At 60.5% G+C, this 19,673-nt stretch carries 19 protein-coding genes and 1 pseudogene; 8 read left to right on the top strand and 12 right to left on the bottom strand.

The window, feature by feature from the left end; translation table 11 throughout:
- Positions 1 to 40: 40 nt before the first annotated feature.
- Together DA373_RS09920 and fabR are read right to left on the bottom strand one after the other, a co-directional pair.
- The gene (locus tag DA373_RS09920) at positions 41 to 418 is read right to left on the bottom strand and encodes a YijD family membrane protein (protein ID WP_107852150.1); all 378 of its coding nucleotides are present in this window, start codon (positions 416 to 418) and stop codon (positions 41 to 43) included.
- 23 nt (positions 419 to 441) lie between these two features.
- The gene (fabR, locus tag DA373_RS09915) at positions 442 to 1,053 is read right to left on the bottom strand and encodes an HTH-type transcriptional repressor FabR (protein WP_107852149.1); all 612 of its coding nucleotides are present in this window, start codon (positions 1,051 to 1,053) and stop codon (positions 442 to 444) included.
- A 308-nt stretch (positions 1,054 to 1,361) separates the two neighbouring features.
- Between fabR and DA373_RS09910 the strand changes: the two genes are divergently transcribed.
- Entirely contained in the window at positions 1,362 to 2,711 is a 1,350-nt protein-coding gene (locus tag DA373_RS09910) for a sodium-dependent transporter (protein WP_107852148.1), read from the top strand.
- A gap of 432 nt (positions 2,712 to 3,143) precedes the next feature.
- Here DA373_RS09910 and DA373_RS09905 read toward each other — a convergent pair whose 3' ends face one another.
- The 4 genes from DA373_RS09905 to DA373_RS09890 all read right to left on the bottom strand — a co-directional run bounded on the left by DA373_RS09905 (position 3,144) and on the right by DA373_RS09890 (position 7,770).
- On the bottom strand, positions 3,144 to 5,297 hold the full coding sequence (locus tag DA373_RS09905) for a S9 family peptidase (RefSeq protein WP_232821244.1): 2,154 nt from the start codon (positions 5,295 to 5,297) through the stop codon (positions 3,144 to 3,146).
- A 175-nt stretch (positions 5,298 to 5,472) separates the two neighbouring features.
- Positions 5,473 to 5,787 (bottom strand): YdbL family protein, encoded by a 315-nt coding sequence (locus DA373_RS09900; protein WP_232821243.1) that lies wholly within the window; start codon positions 5,785 to 5,787, stop codon positions 5,473 to 5,475.
- A gap of 10 nt (positions 5,788 to 5,797) precedes the next feature.
- Complete coding sequence (locus DA373_RS09895) at positions 5,798 to 5,980, bottom strand: YnbE family lipoprotein (protein ID WP_107852146.1); 183 nt, start codon at positions 5,978 to 5,980, stop codon at positions 5,798 to 5,800.
- Positions 5,977 to 7,770, bottom strand: a complete 1,794-nt coding sequence (locus DA373_RS09890) for a YdbH domain-containing protein (RefSeq protein WP_107852145.1) — start codon at positions 7,768 to 7,770, stop codon at positions 5,977 to 5,979. Before DA373_RS09890 ends, DA373_RS09895 begins: the two co-directional genes overlap by 4 nt.
- A 68-nt stretch (positions 7,771 to 7,838) precedes the next feature.
- On the opposite strand from DA373_RS09890, the gene DA373_RS09885 reads away from it, so the two are divergent.
- On the top strand, positions 7,839 to 8,195 hold the full coding sequence (locus DA373_RS09885; protein ID WP_107852144.1) for a DUF2500 domain-containing protein: 357 nt from the start codon (positions 7,839 to 7,841) through the stop codon (positions 8,193 to 8,195).
- On the opposite strand, the gene DA373_RS09880 is transcribed toward DA373_RS09885, so the two are convergent.
- Positions 8,176 to 8,598 (bottom strand): DUF411 domain-containing protein, encoded by a 423-nt coding sequence (locus tag DA373_RS09880; RefSeq protein WP_107852143.1) that lies wholly within the window; start codon positions 8,596 to 8,598, stop codon positions 8,176 to 8,178. The two genes, DA373_RS09885 and DA373_RS09880, sit on opposite strands and share 20 nt — an antisense overlap.
- A gap of 142 nt (positions 8,599 to 8,740) precedes the next feature.
- Between DA373_RS09880 and DA373_RS09875 the strand changes: the two genes are divergently transcribed.
- Positions 8,741 to 9,130 (top strand): SirB2 family protein, encoded by a 390-nt coding sequence (locus DA373_RS09875; protein WP_107852142.1) that lies wholly within the window; start codon positions 8,741 to 8,743, stop codon positions 9,128 to 9,130.
- Between the two features lie 19 nt (positions 9,131 to 9,149).
- Here the strand turns inward: DA373_RS09875 and DA373_RS09870 are convergent.
- A pseudogene (locus DA373_RS09870) lies at positions 9,150 to 10,703 on the bottom strand (M14 family zinc carboxypeptidase); the annotation flags it as partial.
- A gap of 200 nt (positions 10,704 to 10,903) precedes the next feature.
- Here DA373_RS09870 and DA373_RS09865 point away from each other — a divergent pair.
- Positions 10,904 to 11,866: a helix-turn-helix transcriptional regulator gene (locus DA373_RS09865; RefSeq protein WP_107852141.1), complete on the top strand. Its 963-nt coding sequence runs from the start codon at positions 10,904 to 10,906 to the stop codon at positions 11,864 to 11,866.
- 69 nt (positions 11,867 to 11,935) lie between these two features.
- A complete protein-coding gene (gene ftsZ / locus DA373_RS09860) occupies positions 11,936 to 13,021 on the top strand; it encodes a cell division protein FtsZ (protein WP_107852140.1) in 1,086 nt (361 codons plus the stop codon).
- A 177-nt stretch (positions 13,022 to 13,198) separates the two neighbouring features.
- Here ftsZ and gltS read toward each other — a convergent pair whose 3' ends face one another.
- The 4 genes from gltS to DA373_RS09840 form a co-directional block, all read right to left on the bottom strand.
- Positions 13,199 to 14,407 (bottom strand): sodium/glutamate symporter, encoded by a 1,209-nt coding sequence (gltS, locus tag DA373_RS09855; RefSeq protein ID WP_107852139.1) that lies wholly within the window; start codon positions 14,405 to 14,407, stop codon positions 13,199 to 13,201.
- 34 nt (positions 14,408 to 14,441) lie between these two features.
- Entirely contained in the window at positions 14,442 to 15,392 is a 951-nt protein-coding gene (gene hutG, locus DA373_RS09850) for a formimidoylglutamase (RefSeq protein WP_107852138.1), read from the bottom strand.
- A gap of 21 nt (positions 15,393 to 15,413) precedes the next feature.
- Positions 15,414 to 16,136, bottom strand: a complete 723-nt coding sequence (locus DA373_RS09845; protein WP_107852137.1) for an IclR family transcriptional regulator — start codon at positions 16,134 to 16,136, stop codon at positions 15,414 to 15,416.
- Positions 16,137 to 16,555: 419 nt separating this feature from the next.
- Positions 16,556 to 17,671 (bottom strand): endonuclease/exonuclease/phosphatase family protein, encoded by a 1,116-nt coding sequence (locus DA373_RS09840; RefSeq protein WP_107852136.1) that lies wholly within the window; start codon positions 17,669 to 17,671, stop codon positions 16,556 to 16,558.
- 67 nt (positions 17,672 to 17,738) lie between these two features.
- On the opposite strand from DA373_RS09840, the gene DA373_RS09835 reads away from it, so the two are divergent.
- From DA373_RS09835 to DA373_RS09825, 3 genes are all read left to right on the top strand, one after another.
- On the top strand, positions 17,739 to 18,056 hold the full coding sequence (locus DA373_RS09835; RefSeq protein ID WP_107852135.1) for a DUF3634 family protein: 318 nt from the start codon (positions 17,739 to 17,741) through the stop codon (positions 18,054 to 18,056).
- 71 nt (positions 18,057 to 18,127) lie between these two features.
- On the top strand, positions 18,128 to 18,814 hold the full coding sequence (locus DA373_RS09830; RefSeq protein WP_107852134.1) for a hypothetical protein: 687 nt from the start codon (positions 18,128 to 18,130) through the stop codon (positions 18,812 to 18,814).
- Between the two features lie 135 nt (positions 18,815 to 18,949).
- Complete coding sequence (locus DA373_RS09825; RefSeq protein WP_107852133.1) at positions 18,950 to 19,624, top strand: cytochrome b/b6 domain-containing protein; 675 nt, start codon at positions 18,950 to 18,952, stop codon at positions 19,622 to 19,624.
- The last annotated feature ends 49 nt before the right edge of the window (positions 19,625 to 19,673 follow it).

Raw genomic sequence — 19,673 nt, 5'->3', positions numbered from 1 at the left:
CAAAATGGCGGGTTTTTTAGCTCGAAGCAGAGAGAAGAGATTACTTCTCGGCTTCGACCTTGGGTTCCGGACGCTCGGCCACACCCATCTTGATAGCCAGCCAGATCACCAGCACCAGGGTGATCATCACCGACAGATAGTTGGTACCCATTTCCGGAAACTGGGTGCGCAAAAAGGCGGAGTAACCAAACACACCGATCAGAAAGCTCAGCAGAGCACAGACCGGGGTGTCACCCTCCATGGGCGAACTCAGATACTCCTGATACAGCATGTAAGCTGCCAGCACCAGAGAGATAATGGGGAATACGGAAAACGCCAGCTCGCTTACGCTGAGGGTGGCCAGGGTGGCGTTGCCACACAGGCCCACCAGCAGCGCCAGCAAAATGGGTTTACGGCGAACATTCTTTTTTCCAGACATAGTGATCCTTCCTGATTTAAGGCCTAGAGCCGTTTTGCCTTGTTATATGCATCTGCGCCCTTGGCGATCATGCGCAGTTGCAGAATCATGCGCTCCGCCAGCACGGCACGCTCTTCATCGTTCATGTCCAGCGCATCGGCGCCGGCACTGAACACTATGGTGACCATGGCCTGGGCCTGAGCCTCGGCATAGTCACGGCTGGTCTTTTGCTTCTCTTCCAGATAGTCGGTGAGCTCGGCGGTAAAATGCTGGATCTCCCGCGCCACCGCCTGACGAAAGGCCGCAGAAGTGCCTGATCGTTCCCGCAACAACAACCGGAACACATCGGGGCTGTTATCGATAAATTCCATAAAGGTTTTTACCGAAATCTGAATCACACTGCCACCATCGGCAATGCGCTGACGCGCCTGACGCATCAGCTGACGCAGAGTCAGGCCGCCTTCATCCACCAGCGTCAGCCCCAGTTCTTCCATATCCTTGAAATGACGGTAAAAGGAAGTCGGCGCCAGCCCGGCTTCACGGGCCACTTCACGCAGACTGAGACTGGAAAAGCTGCGCTCGGCACTGAGCTGACGAAACGCGGCCTCCACCAGAGACCGCCGGGTCTTCTCTTTTTGTTGTGCGCGAACGCCCACGACACACCACGCTCAAAACGTTAATGGCCGAATCATACCTTGTTGTGCCGGGCCGGTCAGCCCCGATGGTTCAATTTGTGATTGTTAGCAGTCCGAACCGCAAATACCCGCCGCATCACAGCGCTGAGCAACACGCCAACGCTTCCTTTTTTACCCTATTTTCCGCCCCGTCAATGACACAGCGCCCTACCGAAATCTGCGACTTCCGCTTTCCTTTGACAAAAACTCTGCAAAACTCCATAGTCTTCGCCATTTTCTGTTGAAGCAAGACGTACACCAATCTTTACAGTATTTGGGAGCAAGCAAACGTGAACGCAAGGGCGCAATTCAGCAGCAGGCTGGGATTTGTGATGGCCGCCGCCGGCTCGGCTATCGGGGTGGGTAACATATGGGGCTTCCCCACGCAGGCAGCCAGCAACGGCGGCGGCGCCTTTCTGCTGATGTATCTGCTGATGATACTGCTGCTGGGCTATCCCATGCTGGTGGCCGAGATCACCATCGGCCGTCATGGTCAGGCCGGCCCCTTTCACGCCCTGCAAAAGCTCACCGGCAAGGGCCCCGGCAGGACCATTGCCGGCCTGGTCGGGCTGGCGGCGGTGCTGACCGTCAGCCTGATTTTCACTTTTTACGCCATCGTCTCGGGCTGGTTTATCGCCTATGCCCTGGAGCCCGTCGCCAGCCTGTTTGGGCAACATGCCGCCGCCACCTGGCTTACCGGCTTTTCCACCCCGCGCAATCTGGTGTTTACCCTGGCATTCGCTCTGCTCAGCCTGTATGTGGTGAGCCGCGGTCTGGAGCAGGGCATTGAAAAGTGGTCGAGCCGGCTGATGCCACTGCTGCTGCTGATGCTGGTGATACTGACCGGTTATATGCTGACCCAGCCCGGCGCCGGTGAAGGCCTGCGCGCCTACCTGGTGCCCGACTTCTCCCGGGTGCTGAACCGGGACGTGCTGATCGGTGCCCTGGGCCAGAGCTTTTTCTCCCTGTCGCTGGGGGCCGCGGTCATGATGCTGTATGGCTCCTACCTCAGCCGTCAGTCCAGCATTCCGGCGCTGGCGGCCCAGGTAACCCTGCTCGACACCAGCGTGGCCTTTCTCGCCGGCCTGCTGATTTTGCCGGCCATGTATGTGGCCCAGCACAACGGCGTGGCCATTTTCGCCGAGGACGGCAGCCTGCTGAGCTCCGACACCCTGGTGTTCTCGGTGCTGCCGGCGCTGTTCGAAACCATGGGCCAGGCCCAGTATCTGATCGCCTTTGCCTTCTTTATGCTGATGATAGTGGCGGCGCTGACCTCCTCCATCTCCATGCTGGAAGCACCGGTGTCCCTGGCCATTGAGAGTACCGGTATGTCGCGACTCAAGGCCACCTGGCTGATGACCGCCCTGTGCACCCTGGTCAGCGTTATTATCGTGTTCAACTTCGGCAGCCTGTTCGGGCTGATCATTACTCTTACCACCCAGTACGCCCAGCCTCTGGTCAGCCTGTGCATCACCATTTACGCCGGCTGGGTGTGGCAGCGCAACAAGGTGCTGGCCGAGCTGAAAGCCGGCTGCCCCGAGGTAGAGCAGGGCCTGTTCTGGAAAATCTGGCCCTGGTACGTGCGCTTTGTGTGCCCGGTACTGGTGCTGGTGGTGATTATTCAGTCCATCGGCGGCTGAATCCGACTGCTTTCCAGAAACAGAAAAGGGCCGCATTGCGGCCCTTTTGCTTTGTCGTCTGTTAGCCTGGTGCAACTCCGTCGGACAAAGCGCACTGCTTCGCCGACACGCCGTGAATACTTCCCTGTAGGCTCCACTGCGCCATCCATGGCGCAGAGGGTACGGCGAAACAGACACCCTTTGTCCTCCTCGTTCGGCACCGAGCTGCCAGATACATCCGTTATGCGACTGTAGGGTCACAACGAAGCAACTGCCGGGATTACCGGAGCCGAACGTCAAATGCCAAGGATGGCATTTGCCGAGCGTCCCAAGGAGGGGCCTGAAGCGTGTCGGCGCAGGTAACCCGGCCGGTGCTTCGCACTTGCACCCAATGAGCAGACAACGATCAAAAGGGCCGCATTGCGGCCCTTTTGCTTCTCTCTTGCAGGCAAATCAGCGGGTTTCTTCGTCGTCCGGGGCGTTCAGGCCGGCGGCCAGCTGAGTGCCCTGCTCTTCGTCGGCCAGGGCCAGCAGGAAGGCGTATTCCCGGGCCAGCTCGTGATAAGACTCAAACCGGCCGGACTTGCCACCGTGGCCGCTGTCCATGTCGCAGTGCAGCAGCAGCAGGTTGTCGTCGGTCTTCATCTCACGCAGCTTGGCCACCCACTTGGCCGGTTCCCAGTATTGTACCTGGGAGTCGTGCAGACCGGTGGTCACCAGCATGTTGGGGTAGTCCTGCGGTTTCACCTGATCGTAGGGGCTGTAGGACTTCATGTAGTGGTAATAGTCGGCGTCGTTGGGGTTGCCCCACTCGCCGTACTCACCGGTAGTGAGCGGAATAGACTCGTCCAGCATGGTGGTGACCACGTCCACAAAGGGCACTGCGGCCACTACGCCCTTGTACAGCTCCGGCGCCATATTGACCACGGCGCCCACCAGCAGGCCACCGGCGCTGCCACCCGAGGCAAACACATTGTGCTTGTCGCCGTAGCCCTGCTGCACCAGGGATTTGGTGACGTCGATAAAGTCGTTAAAGGTGTTCTGCTTGCTCATCAGCCGGCCCTGATCATACCAGTCCCGGCCCAGCTCCTCGCCGCCCCGTACATGGGCAATGGCATAGACAAAGCCCCGATCCAGCAGGCTCAGGCGGGCGCTGCTGAAGTCCGGATCCATGCTGGCGCCGTAAGAGCCGTAGGCATACACCAGCAGCGGGTTGCTGCCATCGCCTTTAAACTTGTCGGCCCGGTACACCAGCGACACCGGCACTTTTACACCGTCCCGGGCGGTCACCCAGACCCGCTCGCTGCGGTAGTCATCGGCATTGAAATCCTCACCCACATACTGCTGCTTGAGCTCCCGTCGCTCCTGGGTATCCATGTTCACTTCATAAATGGTCACCGGCCGGGTCATCGAAGAATAACCGTAACGCAGCCAGGGAGTGTCGGCCTCGGGGTTGGTGCCCATCCAGCTCACATAGGCGGGATCATCAAACTGGATCTGGCGCTCGCGGCCGTCCTGGCGGTGTATCTGGCGCAAATGCAGCAGACCCTCGCTGCGCTCTTCCAGCACCAGCCAGTCGCGGAACAGGGCATAGCCTTCCAGCAGCACGTCGTCCCGGGCGGGAATCACCGGCTGCCACTGATCGGGGGTGTTGGCCTCGTCGGTCACATAAAGGCCAAAGTTGGCGCCGTCCTTGTTGGAGCGTACATAGAACCGGCCCTGATAATGCTCCAGATCGTACTCATGGCCGTGCTTGCGGGCCATAAACAGCTGAGGCTCGGCCTCTGGATCATCGGCGGCAATCATGTGTACTTCGCTGGCGTCGGTATTCCAGGCGCCAATAAAGATATAGTCTCCGGAGCGACTCTTGTAGAGGCTGGTGTAGAAGCTGCTGTCCGCTTCTTCATGCACCAGCACGTCTTCGCTCTGGTCGGTGCCGAGGGTGTGACGGTACACCTGAAAGGGCAGCAGGGTGCTGTCATCCTGTTTCACGTAAAACAGGGTTTTGCCGTCCTTGGCCCACACCAGATTGCCGGAGGTGTTTTCCAGCACCTCGGGATACAGCTCGCCGGTTTCCAGCGACTTGAAGCGGATCTGGTACTGACGCCGGGACACAAAGTCTTCAGAGAACGCCAACGTCTGCTGATCCGGGCTTACCGCCATCTGGCCCTGGCCGTAATAGCCCTGACCCTCGGCCCGCTGGTTGCCGTCAAGCAGTACTTCTACCTGCTCCGGATTGCTTTCCGGATAGCGCTCGGTAATACCGTATTCCTGCCCCTGCTGGTAACGGGTACGATACCACCAGCCCTGTTTCAGATAGGGCACACTGTTGTCGTCCTGACGAATGCGCGCCACCATTTCCTGAAACAGTTTTTCCTGAAGGTCATCCAGCGGAGTCAGCACTCGCTCACTGTACTGGTTTTCCTGCTCCAGATACTCCAGCACGGCGGGGTCTTCACGCTCGTCGTCACGCATCCAGTGATAGTTGTCTACCCGAAAATCATCGTGGTTGTAGAGCACATGGGGAATTTTCTTGGCGACAGGTGGTTTCACTTCCACGTTGGTTCCTTTGGCATAGGGTTTGGCACACGCCACCCATGCTAACATCAGGCAAAGCCTTACCCTATTACGCACGCGTCACTCCTTTTCGATCCGTACAAAAAACGAACAGATATTATCTTCAGAATACGACGCCAGCCAGTAAAACCGGTAAAAAATGCCAAATAAAACGGGAAACAAAGTCAAATGAAGCCGCATGGTGCGGCTTTTTCAAGGGAAGTGACTACTTACGTTGCCAGCGCCCGTCGGCCAGCTGAACATATTGTCCGGAAGGGGTGCGCTCAATATTAAGCTGGCCGGCCCGGGCCTGTACCACCGCCAGGCTGGTGCCGGTTTTGCGGGCGATGTCCCGGTAGCTTTCCAGCCGTTTGCGGTTGATATCGCCGACAATGGCGCTGACCTGGCCACCGTTCTGCACCGCCCCCACCAGGCCGTTAAGCTGTTCACCGATAAGCCCCTGCCGTTTGGCCTGCTGCAGGTCCAGCGCCCAGGCCGACAGGCTCAGGGTTGCCGCCAGTATCATAGCCAACCATCGCATATCAACCTCCTCAGAACAGCTCCTGCTCTTGTTCAAACAGTTTTTCCAGCTCCCGATCCACCCGCACCCGAATCTCGTGATCCACCTTGACATTCAGGTTCACCGTAATCGGTTTGTCGGGCACCATGACCTCCACCCTGGGGGTGCAGGCCGCCAGCCACAGGCTCCAGAACACCAGGATTGCTACTTTCATTCGTTGCTTCCCCCTTGCAGCCTGGCCGGCAGCCGCTCGCTCAGTTGCCCGGCAAAACGCAGGCTTTCCAGCAACTGTAACAGGTTTTCCTCATGCCGGTAATTGAAGTTGACCGGATGCATGCGCCCGCTGACCGGCGCCTGGCCCCGCAGCCGGCTGACAATAACGGCCTGGCCGTCCGGGGTCATGGCCAGCTCGGCCTCCAACCGGCGATAACGCAGATCCTCAAGCATGCCCAGGGTCAGGCCAAGGGAAAGATTGTCTTCTGCCGAAGCGAGCAGGGCATCACCGGCCTGATAGGATATCCAGCCGTCACGCCCCCACAGCCGGCCGTTTTCCACACTGAAACGCCCGTCGAACACAAAGGGCAGCCGGCCATGCAGGCCACCATCGCCGGTCAGCCCGGGCACCGCCGCCAGACTCAGCAACTTCGCCAGGGAAATGTCCTGCAGATGCAGCTCACCCCGTGTGTGAGCACTCAGTTTCATCGGCGACAATGCCAGCCGGCCTTCCAGCACTCTGCCGGTGAGTCCCGATAACCAGAGCGCTCCCTCTCGCCAGTCCAGGGCGGCATGCATGTTCGTGACCGGCACCCCGGTGTTGAGCTCGCCAATGGTCAGGCCGCTGCCCGGGCTCAGCGCCAGCCGCCCGCGCCGCCAGTGCAACCCCAGCTGCCCGGTCACGCCCTGTGCCAGCACCCCGCCCGCGCCCAGCTCACCGTCACTCAGGGCCAGATCCAGCGCCACCGGTTGACTGGCATCCAGCAGGTTGCCGGCCCGGACCGACAGCCTCAGTTCACCGCCACCCACCTCCAGCTCAGGCAATGCCAGCCAGCCATGCAGCCAGGAGGCCACCGCCGCCAGTGGCAGCGACTGCTCGGGCAGTTGCAGGGCCAGGCCGCCATTGCGCTGCCAGTGACCGCTCACTTTCACGCCCGGGCTCAGCCGCAAGGCCAGTTCACCATGCTGGTGGTCAGTCAGGCTGAGCTCCAGCTGTGCGCCGGGCAAGCGCTGCTGCTGCCAGCGTCCATCCTGCCAGGTCAGCGTCCAGCGCCCTATGCCGTTCAGTGGTAACGCGCTTGCTGGCCGCAATGTTATTCCGCTCAGCCGTCCTCGTTGCCAGGAGAGCCCGGCAACGGTCAGACGTGAATCCGGATGCCATTGCCAGCCCTGTTCACCGGGACCCAGCCGTCCCTGCAAGCGCAGAGTACCCGACAGTGGCGCCGGCAGCGCCGTGGTGGCGCTCAGGTACAGATCCTGCCCCGGCTGCCATTCCCCCTTCATGGGCACAGGCCCGGTGAGAAGCGGCAACAGCAGCGGCCCCGGCAGGGTGCCATGCCAGCGCCAGCCACCCTTCCAGGGGGCCAGCAGCAAGGTCAGCTCACCGCTGCCTGTCTGCCAGTCAATATGCATGCCGGTATCATCCCGGCGCAGCCGCGCCGGCCCGCTCAGCTCGCCCTGAGGCAGGTGCAGCACCAGCTGCTCAATGACAAAGTCGACCGGGGGCAGGGTCAGAAGCAGCGACAGGGCATCCCGCTCCCCTTCCGCTCCCTGATTGCCGCTGCGCGAGCAGCCGAGATCCAGACTGAGTTGCGCCAGCCGGCCGCTCAGCGCGCCATCGCGCCAGTGCAGCTCAAATCCCTGCGCCCACTCCTTCGGACAGGCGGGTACATGCGCCCGCTCCAGGCGGGCACTCAGCTCCAGCCAGGGCGGCGGCACCCGGGCCGGAACCGAAGTCGTCCCCATCAGAACAGCCAGGCAGGCCAGCAACCACCGTACACCGCCCCTCATACTCAAAATCCACTTGCACCAGCTGGCACAGGTTTTAAGCTGAAGCCAACAACAAGGAGGATGCAGTCATGGACACCTTTGTGCTCTGGGCCATTATTATCATCGCCTTCGTGGTGATAGGCCGGCAGCTGTACCGGCGTTTTTACGACCATATTCAGCCTCAACACAGCCTCAGGGTAGTGATCACCGGCAAGCAGGTACGCAAGTTCATGGGGCGCGCTCGCCAGGAAGAAACCGACCTGCCTCCGCCCCGGGTCAGTTACTATGTCTGTTTCAGGCCTCACAGCGGCGGCCGTGAGCGGGAGTTTCAGGTCAGCGAGCACCTTTACGAGCAGCTTGTGCCCAATGCCACCGGCACCCTGGTGATCAAGGGCCGGCGCTTTATCGCCTTTGAGCCGGACGAGGTCATCCTGGATAACGACTGAATACCGCCGTATCTCCCTGCTCACCGAAGCTCAGCACCTCATAGGGCGTGCCGGGAATGTCCATACCCGGCGCACTCTGGGGCATGCCCGGAATGGTCAGGCCACGCACTTCAGGCTGCTGCTGCAGCAATCGCTTCACATCTGCTGCCGGCACATGGCCCTCGATGACATAGCCACCCACATGGGCGGTATGGCAGGATGCCAGCTCCCGCTTCACGCCGGCTCTGGCCTTGATGGCCCCCATGTGCTCGGTATCGATACTGTTCACCTCAAAGCCGGACTCGCGCATGTGCGCTACCCAGTCTTCGCAGCAGCCGCAGGCAGGCGACTTGTATACGGTGACCGGTGCCGCCAGCGCCGGTCCCGCCAGCAACAGAGCCAGACTCAATAAACTCTTTTTCATTGGTGGTTACCTCTCTTGTTCAGGCTGCTCCAGGCCCGCGGCATCCGCGAGTCTGGTCCGCCGCCACCGGTATTCAGGCCGGCGCCAAACGGTTATGCTAGCGTCACTCATTTTTCATTCTACCGCTTTGTCCGGAGTCAACATGTCTTATCTTGCCGTAAAACATGCCCATATGATGTTTGCCATACTCAGTATTGTACTGTTTATGCTGAGAGCCTGGCTGGCCGTCCCTTCACCCGCCCGGGTCAGCAACAAGCTGCTGAAAATACTGCCCCATATCAACGACACCCTGCTGCTGCTGTGCGGTATCTGGCTGGCAGTGAACATTAACCAGATCCCCTTTGGCAACAGCCCCTGGCTCACCGCCAAGGTGGTGGCGCTGGTGCTGTATATCGTGGTCGGCACCATCGCCATCAAACGCGGCAAGACACAACAGCAACGCCTGGTGGCGGCTGTGGCCTCCATCGCCATTTTCGCCTACATCTACGGCGTCGCCATGAGCAAGTCCCCCCTGTCCTGGCTGGCACTGTAACGCCGGGCGCCCGGCGTCAGTTCTGTTGCTTAATGCCGGGCCCCTTTGCCCACACCGGAAACACCGGAAAGTCTCCCGGCATCAGCCAGCGCCAGTTTTCTTCCTGATAAAGGGCATTGGCGGAGCGTGCATCCAGCATCAGCGCCGCCAGCGGCCCCAGGGGCTGATCCATGGGAACCAGCAAATCACCGGGTCCCAGCGTCAGTGTGGCTGGCTCGGTGCTGGCCTGCACCCGCCATTTCTCACGTATGCCCGGCCTTGAGCCAGACGGGGGCCGCACTGCCTCAATCAACAGACGTTCGGCATCCACCCGGCGAGGAGCCCGAATTGTTTCAAAACGAATATGGTGATGGCCCAGCCAGCGTGCCATGCGTTCCCGCTCCCGGGTCACCGCATAGGCCCATGGTATGGTCACCGGCTCGCCGGTGATAATACGGTCATGGTTGGCAAAGGCATGGAAACGACGCTCGCCATCGGTCAGGCGCACCAGCGGCAGCCACAGCTCGGGCTGTTCGGGGTTGCGGCCAAAACGCACATCCATCCACAGAACGCGGCCGTCACCGGCGGCGGAACGCCAGCCAGTGCGCGCCTGCCGTGACAGGGGGACCAGTCGGGGAACCTCGTCGGCGGTCAGCTGCAGCAGGGTCAGCAAGGCAAGATGCTGCTTGCGCACCCGTTCAGCAATATTGCGCGGCGTGGCGTAACGGCCGGCCTTGTGATCCAGCCGGCTCTCGATCAGCACCGACACCCGCCCCTGCAGGGCGGCATAGTTACGCAGATTGGTAATACCCAGCCCGCCCCGTGCCACACTCTGCCCAAGTTGTGTCACTTCGCCCCGGTAGGGGGCAGCTTCCAGTCCTGCCTGAGTGACTCTTTGCACCAGCGCCGGCAACAGCCGGCGCTCGGTATAGTCGCGCAGGCGACCATCGATATTGGGGTTGTTGCCGGTTTCGAACTGGGTTTCCACATCGGTCAGCCAGCCCTGCTCCCGGGTGAGCTGGCGCTTCCATATACCGGACTCGTGGGCGTCGTATACCAGATCCGGATCAAAACGGTGCAGGGCATTGACCAGCAGCCGGGTTTCGCCGGCGTTGAGCGCCACATAGTCAATATTGGTGTTCTCATCACTGGCGTTGTGACGGCGGGACAGATCACGGCCATCCGGGTTGGCCATGGCCACCAGCACCAGATTCAGCCGCTCCAGCAAGCCGGCATGCTGGCCGCTCAGCAGCTCCCGTGCCAGCTGCTGCACCGCCTCCGCCCCCGCCGGCTCGTTGCCGTGCTGGGCGGCCAGCACCAGCACGGTAGCCTTGCCCGGCTCGGGCTGGAACGTCTGCAGAAAGACCGGTGACGACGACACCAGCAGGGCATCAATGGGGCGGCCGCCGGCTGAGTTCCCCAGCGTCACCAGCCGGGCCCGTTCGTGCCCCTTTGCCAGCGCCACAAGGTACTGATGAATGTCGCGACTGTCGGGCAACACCATAAATTCGTTTTTTTCAAAGGGGGTGGGCGGTACCGGCGCCCCCCATACCAGGCTTGCGCACAGCACCGCCAATATGGCCAGAAACCTCATGACGACTCCATAAAGACTCAGCTATTTCAGTAAGTTATAGAGCCACCAGGACCATTTGCACAAGCCTTTTGCAGCGTCAGAAATGGTCCCCAAATCGACATGTGTGGAAAAATGGCAACACTCCACCTCAAAAAGGTTGCGTCAAAACTTGTCACACCCCCTGCCTAGGATACAATCATCCCAAGCAAGAGGGCATAACCATGAGTAAGAAACTGCTGAGACAACTGACCCTGGCGCGCTGTGTTCCCTACCGTCCATACAAGCTGACCGCGCGCCAGCTGCAAGAGAAACTGGAAGAAGAAGGAATTCAGGTCAGCCTGCGGACCGTGCAGCGGGATCTGGAAGAAATGTCGGGCATGGGCCTGTTCGATCTGACCTCGGATGATCGCAGCAAACCCCATGGCTGGTGTTTTGAACGCAATGGTTTGAATGACTTCGCCAACTTTATGCCGCTGAGCCTGGCCATGGCGCTCAAGACCTGGAACGACCAGGCTGCCGATTTGCTGCCGGCCAGCGTGCTCACCGAACTCAACCCCATCATCGACAAGGCCACTCAGGTCATTAACGACAGCCAGAGTGAGCTGGCCAGCCGCTGGATGGAAAACGTGGTACAGCTGCCCAGACCGTTCCCGGGCAGTCCGGAAATGCGCCGGGCCACCACCATTCGTGATGCCCTGTGGCGTGGCCGCAAGTTCAGCGCCGAGATCAAGCGACTGATCAAGGGCCGTACCGTGTGGCTGCGTTATGAGCAGGTCAACCCGCTCGGCATCGTCACCCGCAAGGACGGTCCCATGCTGCTGTGCACCGTATCGGACATGGATCCCAAGATCTACGGCATTCCCTTTGAGCACATCAAGGACGTGGAGCTGACCAGCCGGCCGGTAACCCAGCCGCGGGAATTCAGCGTCAACAAGCTGATCCGTGAAAAGGGCTATCAGGAAGAAACGGACACCATTCATTTCGTGGGCCGTATCGCCAATCCGAGCCGTTCCATGCTGGAAGAAACCATTCCGGGCCACAATCCCCGATTGACCCGTTATGACAAGCAAAGCATGATGGTGGAAACCGACGTCAAAGATTCGCCCGAATTTCGTCGCTGGCTGACTGACATGGCAGGCAAGGTAGAAGTACTGGCACCGGAATCACTGAAAACCGCCAAGTAACGCTACTTAATTCATACAAATAGCGAGGGCTGACTGGTTCAGCCCTTTTGTTTTTCCACGGAGACCAGGATGGATCAGATCCTTTTTGAGCCCGCCGACCCCGACTGCGACACCATCCGCATCAGCGTGGTGGGCGTGGGCGGTTGTGGCGGCAACACCGTTAACCTGCTGGCCGACTACGATCTGCCGGCTCATGTCAGCACCATGGCCATGAACACCGATGCCAAGGCGCTGCAGCAATGCCGGGTGGAAACCCTGCAGCTGGGCCGGGAGCTGACCCGGGGCCTGGGAGCAGGTGCCGAAGCGGAAGTAGGCCGCAATGCGGCCGAAGAAAGCGAAGCCGATATTCGCGCCCGGCTGCAGGGAGCGGATCTGTGCTTTATTACCGCCGGCATGGGAGGGGGCACCGGCACCGGCGCCGCTCCCGTGGTCGCCCGCCTGGCCCGGGAAATGAACATTATGACGGTGGCCATCGTCACCCGTCCCTTTGGTTTTGAAGGCAAAAAGCGCGCTCAGGTGGCCGAGCAGGGCCTCGACACTCTGGCCGAACACACGGATGCCCTGCTGGTGCTGCCCAACGATTATCTGCTCAAGGTGCTGGGTGCCCGCACTCCCCTGCTCAAGGCATTTTCCGAAAGCAGCAAGGTCATTCAGAATGCGGTGCGCGGCCTAGCCGACATCATCGGTCAGACCGGCCTGATCAATATCGATTTTGCCGACGTGCGCACCATCATGAGCCAGCAGGGCAAGGCGGTGATGGGCATCGGCCTGGCCAAAGGCGAAAACAAGGTGGAAGAAGCCACCCTGCAGGCGCTGAACAACCCGCTGCTGGAAAAGGTAGAGCTGGAACGCGCCCGGGGCGTGCTGCTCAACGTGGTGGCTTCGGCGGACATCGGCCTCGACGATTTTCAGAAGATCGGCGACCGGGTGGCCGAATGCGTGGGCGACGACGCCACCGTGGTGTCGGGCATCACTCTGGACCCGGAGCTCACCGACAGCATTCAGGTCACCATGATCGCCACCGGCATTCAGCCGGCCCAGGACACCATAGCGCCGGTGCAGCAACCCCGGCCGGCACAACAAGAGCATCGCCACAATGGCCCCGAGCCGGAAGGCCTCGACATACCCGCCTTTTTGCGCCAGCGCCAGCAGTAAGCTCAAAGTTGCTCTGTCGTCACCCCGCGAAAGCGGGGACGGGGTCCATGCCGCAAACGGTACCGTGTTTAAAACCGTGCACGTCTGCACTGGATGCCCATCTTCATGGGCATGACCAAATGCGAACAAAAAAGGCCGACGCATGCGTCGGCCTTTTTTAATGCTGAAGTGCCGGCCTTAGCCGAACACGTTCAGACACCAGGTAATGGCGGGAATGGCCACAATGTCGATCAGCACGGCACCACACAGCGGCGCCACGATAAAGGCCTTGTGGGAAAACACCCGGTAGCGATCGCACACCGCGCCCATATTGGCCACGGCGTTGGGGGTGGCCCCCAGACCATGGCCCACAAAGCCGGCGCACAGCACGGCGGCGTCGTAGTTGCCGCCCATCAGCCGGAACATCAGGAAATAGGCCAGCAGAATGATGGCCAGGGTCTGCACCACCAGAATAATCGCCAGCGTGCCGCCCAGATCCGCCAGCTGCCACAGTTTCAGCGACATCATCGCCATGGTCAGGAAAATACCCAGGCAGAAATCCCCGATCACATTGTTGGCGCTGTCGGACAGCGGCAGCAGCCGCACCACTTCATTCAGGTTGCGGAGCAGGATGGCCACAAACATGGCGCCCACATAAGACGGCAGAATAATGTCGAGATGCTCGCGCAGGTTGCCGCTCAGCCACAGACCCGCCACCATGGTGCACAACACCACGGCCACACTCTTGAGCAGCAGGGTGCCGGTCACCGGCTCGCGGCTCGGCTTTTCCGACTCCTTCAGCGCTTCCAGTTCGTGCACCTGTTCGGCTTCAATGGTCACGCCGTGACGCTTGATCAGCAAGCGGGCCACCGGCGCACCCAGCAGACCGCCGGCCACCATGCCAAAGGTGGCTGCCGCCAGCGCCGCCGTGGTGGCGCCGGTCACACCCAGGGCCTCGGCTTCGGGGCCAAAGGCGGCAGCGGCGCCAAAGCCGCCTTCCAGCGACACCGCACCGGCCATCAGGCCCAGCAGCGGATGCTCACCCAGCGCAGAAGCAATGCCGATACCGATGCCATTCTGCATCAGTGCCAGCAACCAGCAGGCCACCAGATACACACCCAGCACCTTGCCGCCCTTTTTCAGCAGCGCCAGGCTGCCGCCCAGGCCCACGGTGGCGAAAAAGGCAATCATCAGCGGGCTTTGCAGCGCCAGATCGAATTTGAATTCCACCTGAGCCCAGTCCCGGGCCAGCCAGGCAAACACGGCAAAACCAAAGCCGCCGATCACCGGGGCCGGCACGCACAGCTGGTGCAGCACCGGAATACGCCGTTGCAGGTACATGCCCAGCATCAGCAACAGCGCCGCCAGGGTGGTGGTGGTCATCACATCGAATGAAATCACGTTCATAATATTTCCCTATAGATACAGCTTGAGGGGCCTGTCAGCCGGCCAGTCTGGCCAACAGGCGGGCGGCCACGCGGGCCGTGAGTGACTGGTGATCACGGCCCGGATTGAGCTCGGCAATATCGGCCATCATCACCTTGTTGCTGGCAAGAATGCGCTCCAGCGCCGCTTCCAGCAGACCCATGTCCATGCCCCGCACCGCCGGCGCACTCACGCCGGGGGCCAGGCTGGCGGGCAATACATCCAGGCAAATGGTCAGGTAGATAACATCCACCTCGGCCAGCGCCTGATCCACTGCGTCAAACATGGGCATCGGGTTCCAGCCGTTCAGCTGTTCATCCAGCACAATGCGGGTATTCAGCTGCTCGGCCCGTTCAAACAGCGCCGCCGTGTTGTGACAACGGCTGACGCCAATACAGGTGTAGTGAAAAGGGGTGCCCAGCTGCTCGCACAGCAGGGCACACTGGTTAAATGGGGTACCCGAGCTGGCCCGGGCAGAGCGACGCAGATCCAGGTGAGCATCAAAGTTGATAATACCCACCCGGGGCAGCTCATCCCGGGTCTGCAGGTGCTGCATCAGGCCGGCAAAACTGCCGTAGGCAATCTCGTGGCCGCCGCCCATGCCCACCACCCGGTGTCCTTCGTTCAGCAACCGGGCCACCTGCTCGGCATACAGCGCCTGGGCGTCTTCCAGCTCGTCTTCATGACAAATAACATCGCCGCCGTCATAGAGCGGATGCTCTCCGTGCCAGGACAGGTTGGCGGCGGCGGCACGCAGGGCTTTGGGGCCCTGGGCTGCACCGGGATTACCCTGATTGCGGCGCACACCGGCGTCACTGCAGAAGCCAAGCAGGGCCACCCCGGCCGGTGAGGAGCCGGCCAGCGCCTGCACCTGCTGGTGCCAGCGCCGGGCCTGCGGACCTTCTTCCGCGTCAACCCGGCCCTGCCACAGATTCATGTCAGCCATTTTATGGGTGGTATCTTTCATCTTGACTCCTGCTTCTTGCTTTCAGTAACTCATGGCGCCCAGACGCTGTGCCGCTTCACAGGTCCAGCGAATCCACTGGCTGGCGGCGGGCCCGACCCGCTCCGCAGGCGCCATCAGGCTGATGCCACCCAGCAGGTGTTCCCGGCTGCTCAGCACGGGAGCACTCACCCCCCAGATAGTGGGATCGATTTCCCCTTCCGAGACCGCATAGCCCTGCGCGCGTACAATGGCCAGCTCTGTCTGCAAGGCCGTCTGCTCTTCGGCTTTCAGCCCGGTCATCACGGTGCCAAGCAGCGTCTCATCGGCAAAGGCCAGCAGCGCCTTGGCGCTGGCACCGCGCAACAACGGCTGGGAATGGCCCTTCTGGTAGCAGCAACGCAGCGCCTGAACACTGTCGATCATTTCCACACACAGGGCGCGCCGGCCGGACAGCATCATCAGGGCGGCACTTTCGCCGGTGCGCACCGCCAGCTCGCTGAGCAAGGGCCGGGCCCAGGTGAGCACACTGTTATGCTGCTCAAAACCCGCCGCCAGCTGCACCGCCATGGGACCGGGGGCGTACTGGCCACTGTGTCGCTCCTGAACCATCGACCAGCGCATCAGGGTCGCCAGATAACGATAGGTACTGGACAGCGGCATACCGGTTTGTTCCGCCAGAACCCGGGCCGTGAGTGGCTCGGAAGCCACAGCCAGAGCCGACAGCAGTGCAAATATCTTGTCCTGAGATGATACTTTTTCAGACATAACGTCCTCCTGGGGGCGCGACCTTCGCTCAGAAAGCGAGCGCTGTAAAACACATTTCTCAAAATATGAGAAAAAAGTGGAATTTAAATGTGCTTATTCTACTAATGTGAAAAAAATGCAACATCGACGCGGGGAATAACAGGCAGCCGGAAACGCCCGCCTTGCAGGAAGGCCAGCAGCAGAAAACCGAGTGAAAAACGCACGAAAAAAAGGGCAGGCCAAACGGCCTGCCCCGATATGAAGGAATTCAGCGAATGCTCCGGGTCACCATCCCGGACGACTGAAACTTCGAAAGCAATCTAGGGTCTCGACAGATATTTAATCTTTAAAAATGACCGCTTCCCAGCCTTTCATCCCCAATGTTTGATGTCGCTCGCGTTATTGATTTTCGCACCGGCCAAAGCGTGAAGACTCTCACATCACAGGGCGATATCCACCCATACCAGACGATGATCCGAGCCTGCCGAACGCCGCGCCGGGCGGCCATTGCCTCGCCAGAACCAGCCAGCTTCATCCTGCTCCGGCGTGGGCCAGAGCACGCCGCTGGCCAGCGCATCAAGCCCGGCAGAGGGCAGCACATAATCCAGCCGCAGTCCGTTTACATGAGTCCACAGACGCCGGTTGCCCCGACGCGGCTCAACCGGCCGCAGCCGCCGCGCTCCGGCTGAAGATGGCCTTAAGCGCCCCCGGCTGATCGCCTGGTTCAGGGCCGGATCCGCCAGCAGAGCGCGGATCCGGGATCGATAGCCGTTACCATCCTGCGGATCCGCATTCAGATCGCCGAGGATCACAAAACCGGCGCCGGCTTGCAGGCCTCCGCAACCGCCGGCATCGTCCACCAGATAGTCGCTTTTGCCCGGCCGAATATAGTCGTGCCACAGCCGCAGCTCATCGTGATTGCGGCAACTGTTGCGCCGCTCGGGCCCCTCGTCGATGGGCGGCGCCGGATGACAGGCCAGCAGGTGCAGCACACGACCACCGGGCAGGCGCACCGGCAGATCCAGATGATTCTTGGACGACAGGGGCAAAAACGCCAGCACCTCGGGCGGATAATACGCCCTGCCATCAAGCCGTGGCAGACGGGCGCCGGGCATGTCCTTCCATAAAAAGCGGCGAAAGCTGCGCGCTCCGCTCACTTCCAGCGGAAAACGGGATAAAACGGCAAAGCCATACTGGCCATGAAAGGCGCCAAAGCCGAGGCCATCCTGAGGCAACACGGGCACCGGACCGCCGTCAAGCGCCCGCGGCCCGGCCAGTCCGGTGTTGACCGGGGCCAGATAACAATGCGGATATGCCATGCCCCGCTCGCCCGCCGCCAAGTAACGGCGGGCAAAGGCCGTCAGGTGACTGCTGTCGATCGCGTCACCATCATGATCGAACTCGTTGAGCAGCAGAATGTCGGGGCGCACTTGCTGAACCATGGCGGCGATATGACGCAGCTGTGGACTGCCGACCCCGGTGATTTCCGCCGCCAGCTCGCCGGGAGCAGTCCGGTCCAGGGCCACGTTAAAGCTGGCGATTCGTATTTTTTGCACGGAAGTGATTGCCTTTGGCGTTCAAAATGTCATCATTTTGCATTCAATGTTTTCAGGGAAGAAAACCATGTTCGGAGCTCTGGCTGCAACCTCGGCCTCACTGTTTGCGCTGCTTTACCTGCTGCGCCGGCGTCAGGAACACTTCTGCATTACCATTCGTGATGCCCACCTTAACGTAAAGCGCGGCAACCCGCCCCCCGGTTTGCTGAGCCATTGTCAGCACCTTATCAATGACACCCGCTCCCTGCGAGGCACCATTCGCGGCATTCGCCGGGGCAAGGAGGTCGTGCTGATGTGCTCACGCAGTATTCCTGCCTCCTACCGTCAGGACATTCGTCTGTTCTGGCAAAAACAAGCCCACCTCACCGAACCAAAAGGGCCGTGATGAGTCTCACCCTTGACTTGTTTTGTGTTTCCCGCTTTGCTGGATATATTACTTTTTCAAGAGGCTACATCATGAAAAAACTCAGCCCGCTTCTGTTGTGCGCACTGCTGGCCGCCTGTGCCGGCAAATCCGACTCCGGCGCCGACGCCAAGGCCACCAATGCAACCCCAACGGCCAACGCCCAGCAGCAGGGGCCGGTTACACCTCAGGGCGAGTTTGCCATGATCGATGTCAGCCGCTCTCAGCAGGCCATGGATGACATCACCGGCGGCAAGGCCGATACCATCAATACCATTTTGCAAAGCCCCAACGACTATGCACCACCGGTGCTCTACCTGATGTCGGCCATCATGTTCGACAACGACTATCAGGATCAGGGCACCTTCTGGTATTACGCCGCCCAGCTGCGCGCCCGCAGCGACGCCAACAAGTCGGGAGATGAAACCACTCACGACGCCGTCAGTCAGCTCAACCAGAAGTTTGGTGTGCGCATCGGCCCCCACTCCCTGAGCAACCCGGAGCGATTGCAGGCCATTGTCAATCAGGTACTGAAATGGGACAGCGAGCAACGCCGCAACTATGATCCGCGCTGGATAGCCCTGCAGGGCCGGGATGTACTCACCGAAACCACAATAGACTTCGCACCACGAGAGAAGTGGCAGGAAATTGACGCCCTGACCCGCAACCAGTATCGCCAGGGCCTGGAGCAGGCCATCAACGAAATCCGGACCCGCCAGTCTGGTCAGCAGACCCAGTAGCCCGTTTTATTTAATCCGCCTATCCTCACCCCGGTCTTTACCGGGGTGCTTTATTTTGGCACCCTCCTTCAACAGTAAATGGTCATACCAATCCGCCTGACAGCAAGGCGGTGGATCACAGGGAGAACCCTCGTTATGAGCACACAGACATTGCCCCCGGTACGCGTGTGGGACTGGTCTATTCGTCTGTTTCACTGGAGCCTGCCGGTACTGTTGGCCCTGCTGTGGTATTACGCCGGTGAAGACATGGACAAACATATGTTGTTCGCCCAAATACTGATGAGCCTGGTGCTGTACCGGGTAATATGGGGCTTTGTGGGCACGCCCTATGCCCGCTTCAGCCACTTTGTATATCACCCCCGCCATATAGCAGCCTATTTGCGCGCCAGTCTGCGCCCGCAAAAACCGGTCTATCTCAGCCATAATCCCCTGGGCGGCATTATGGTGCTGGTGCTGCTGGGCAGCCTGCTGCTGCAGAGCGGCACCGGGCTCTTTGCCACCGACGATATTTTCTATACCGGCCCGCTTTACGACTATGTCACCAGTGATACCGCCGAACAGATGACCCGCTGGCACAAGCGCTGGTTTTACTGGGGTCTGCTGGTGCTGGTGGGCCTGCATATACTGGCCGTATTGCTGTACCGGCTGCGGGGCGAAAATCTGGTGCGTCCCATGCTTACCGGCCGCAAACAGGCCCCCGCCGGACGGGTGGCGGACTACCTGGAGCGGGTGCATCATTTTCCCTGGCTGCGTTTTGTGCTGACCGCCGGCCTGGCCTGGGGCGCGGTAGAAGCCCTGTTCAGGCTGTAAGTAAATACAACAACGCCGGGGCAAGCCCCGGCGTTTCAAGTCACTGAAA

Source organism: Oceanimonas marisflavi (assembly GCF_003049725.1).
In the GTDB taxonomy this organism is placed as follows: domain Bacteria; phylum Pseudomonadota; class Gammaproteobacteria; order Enterobacterales; family Aeromonadaceae; genus Oceanimonas; species Oceanimonas marisflavi.
This window is presented reverse-complemented; position numbering and strand designations above follow the sequence as displayed.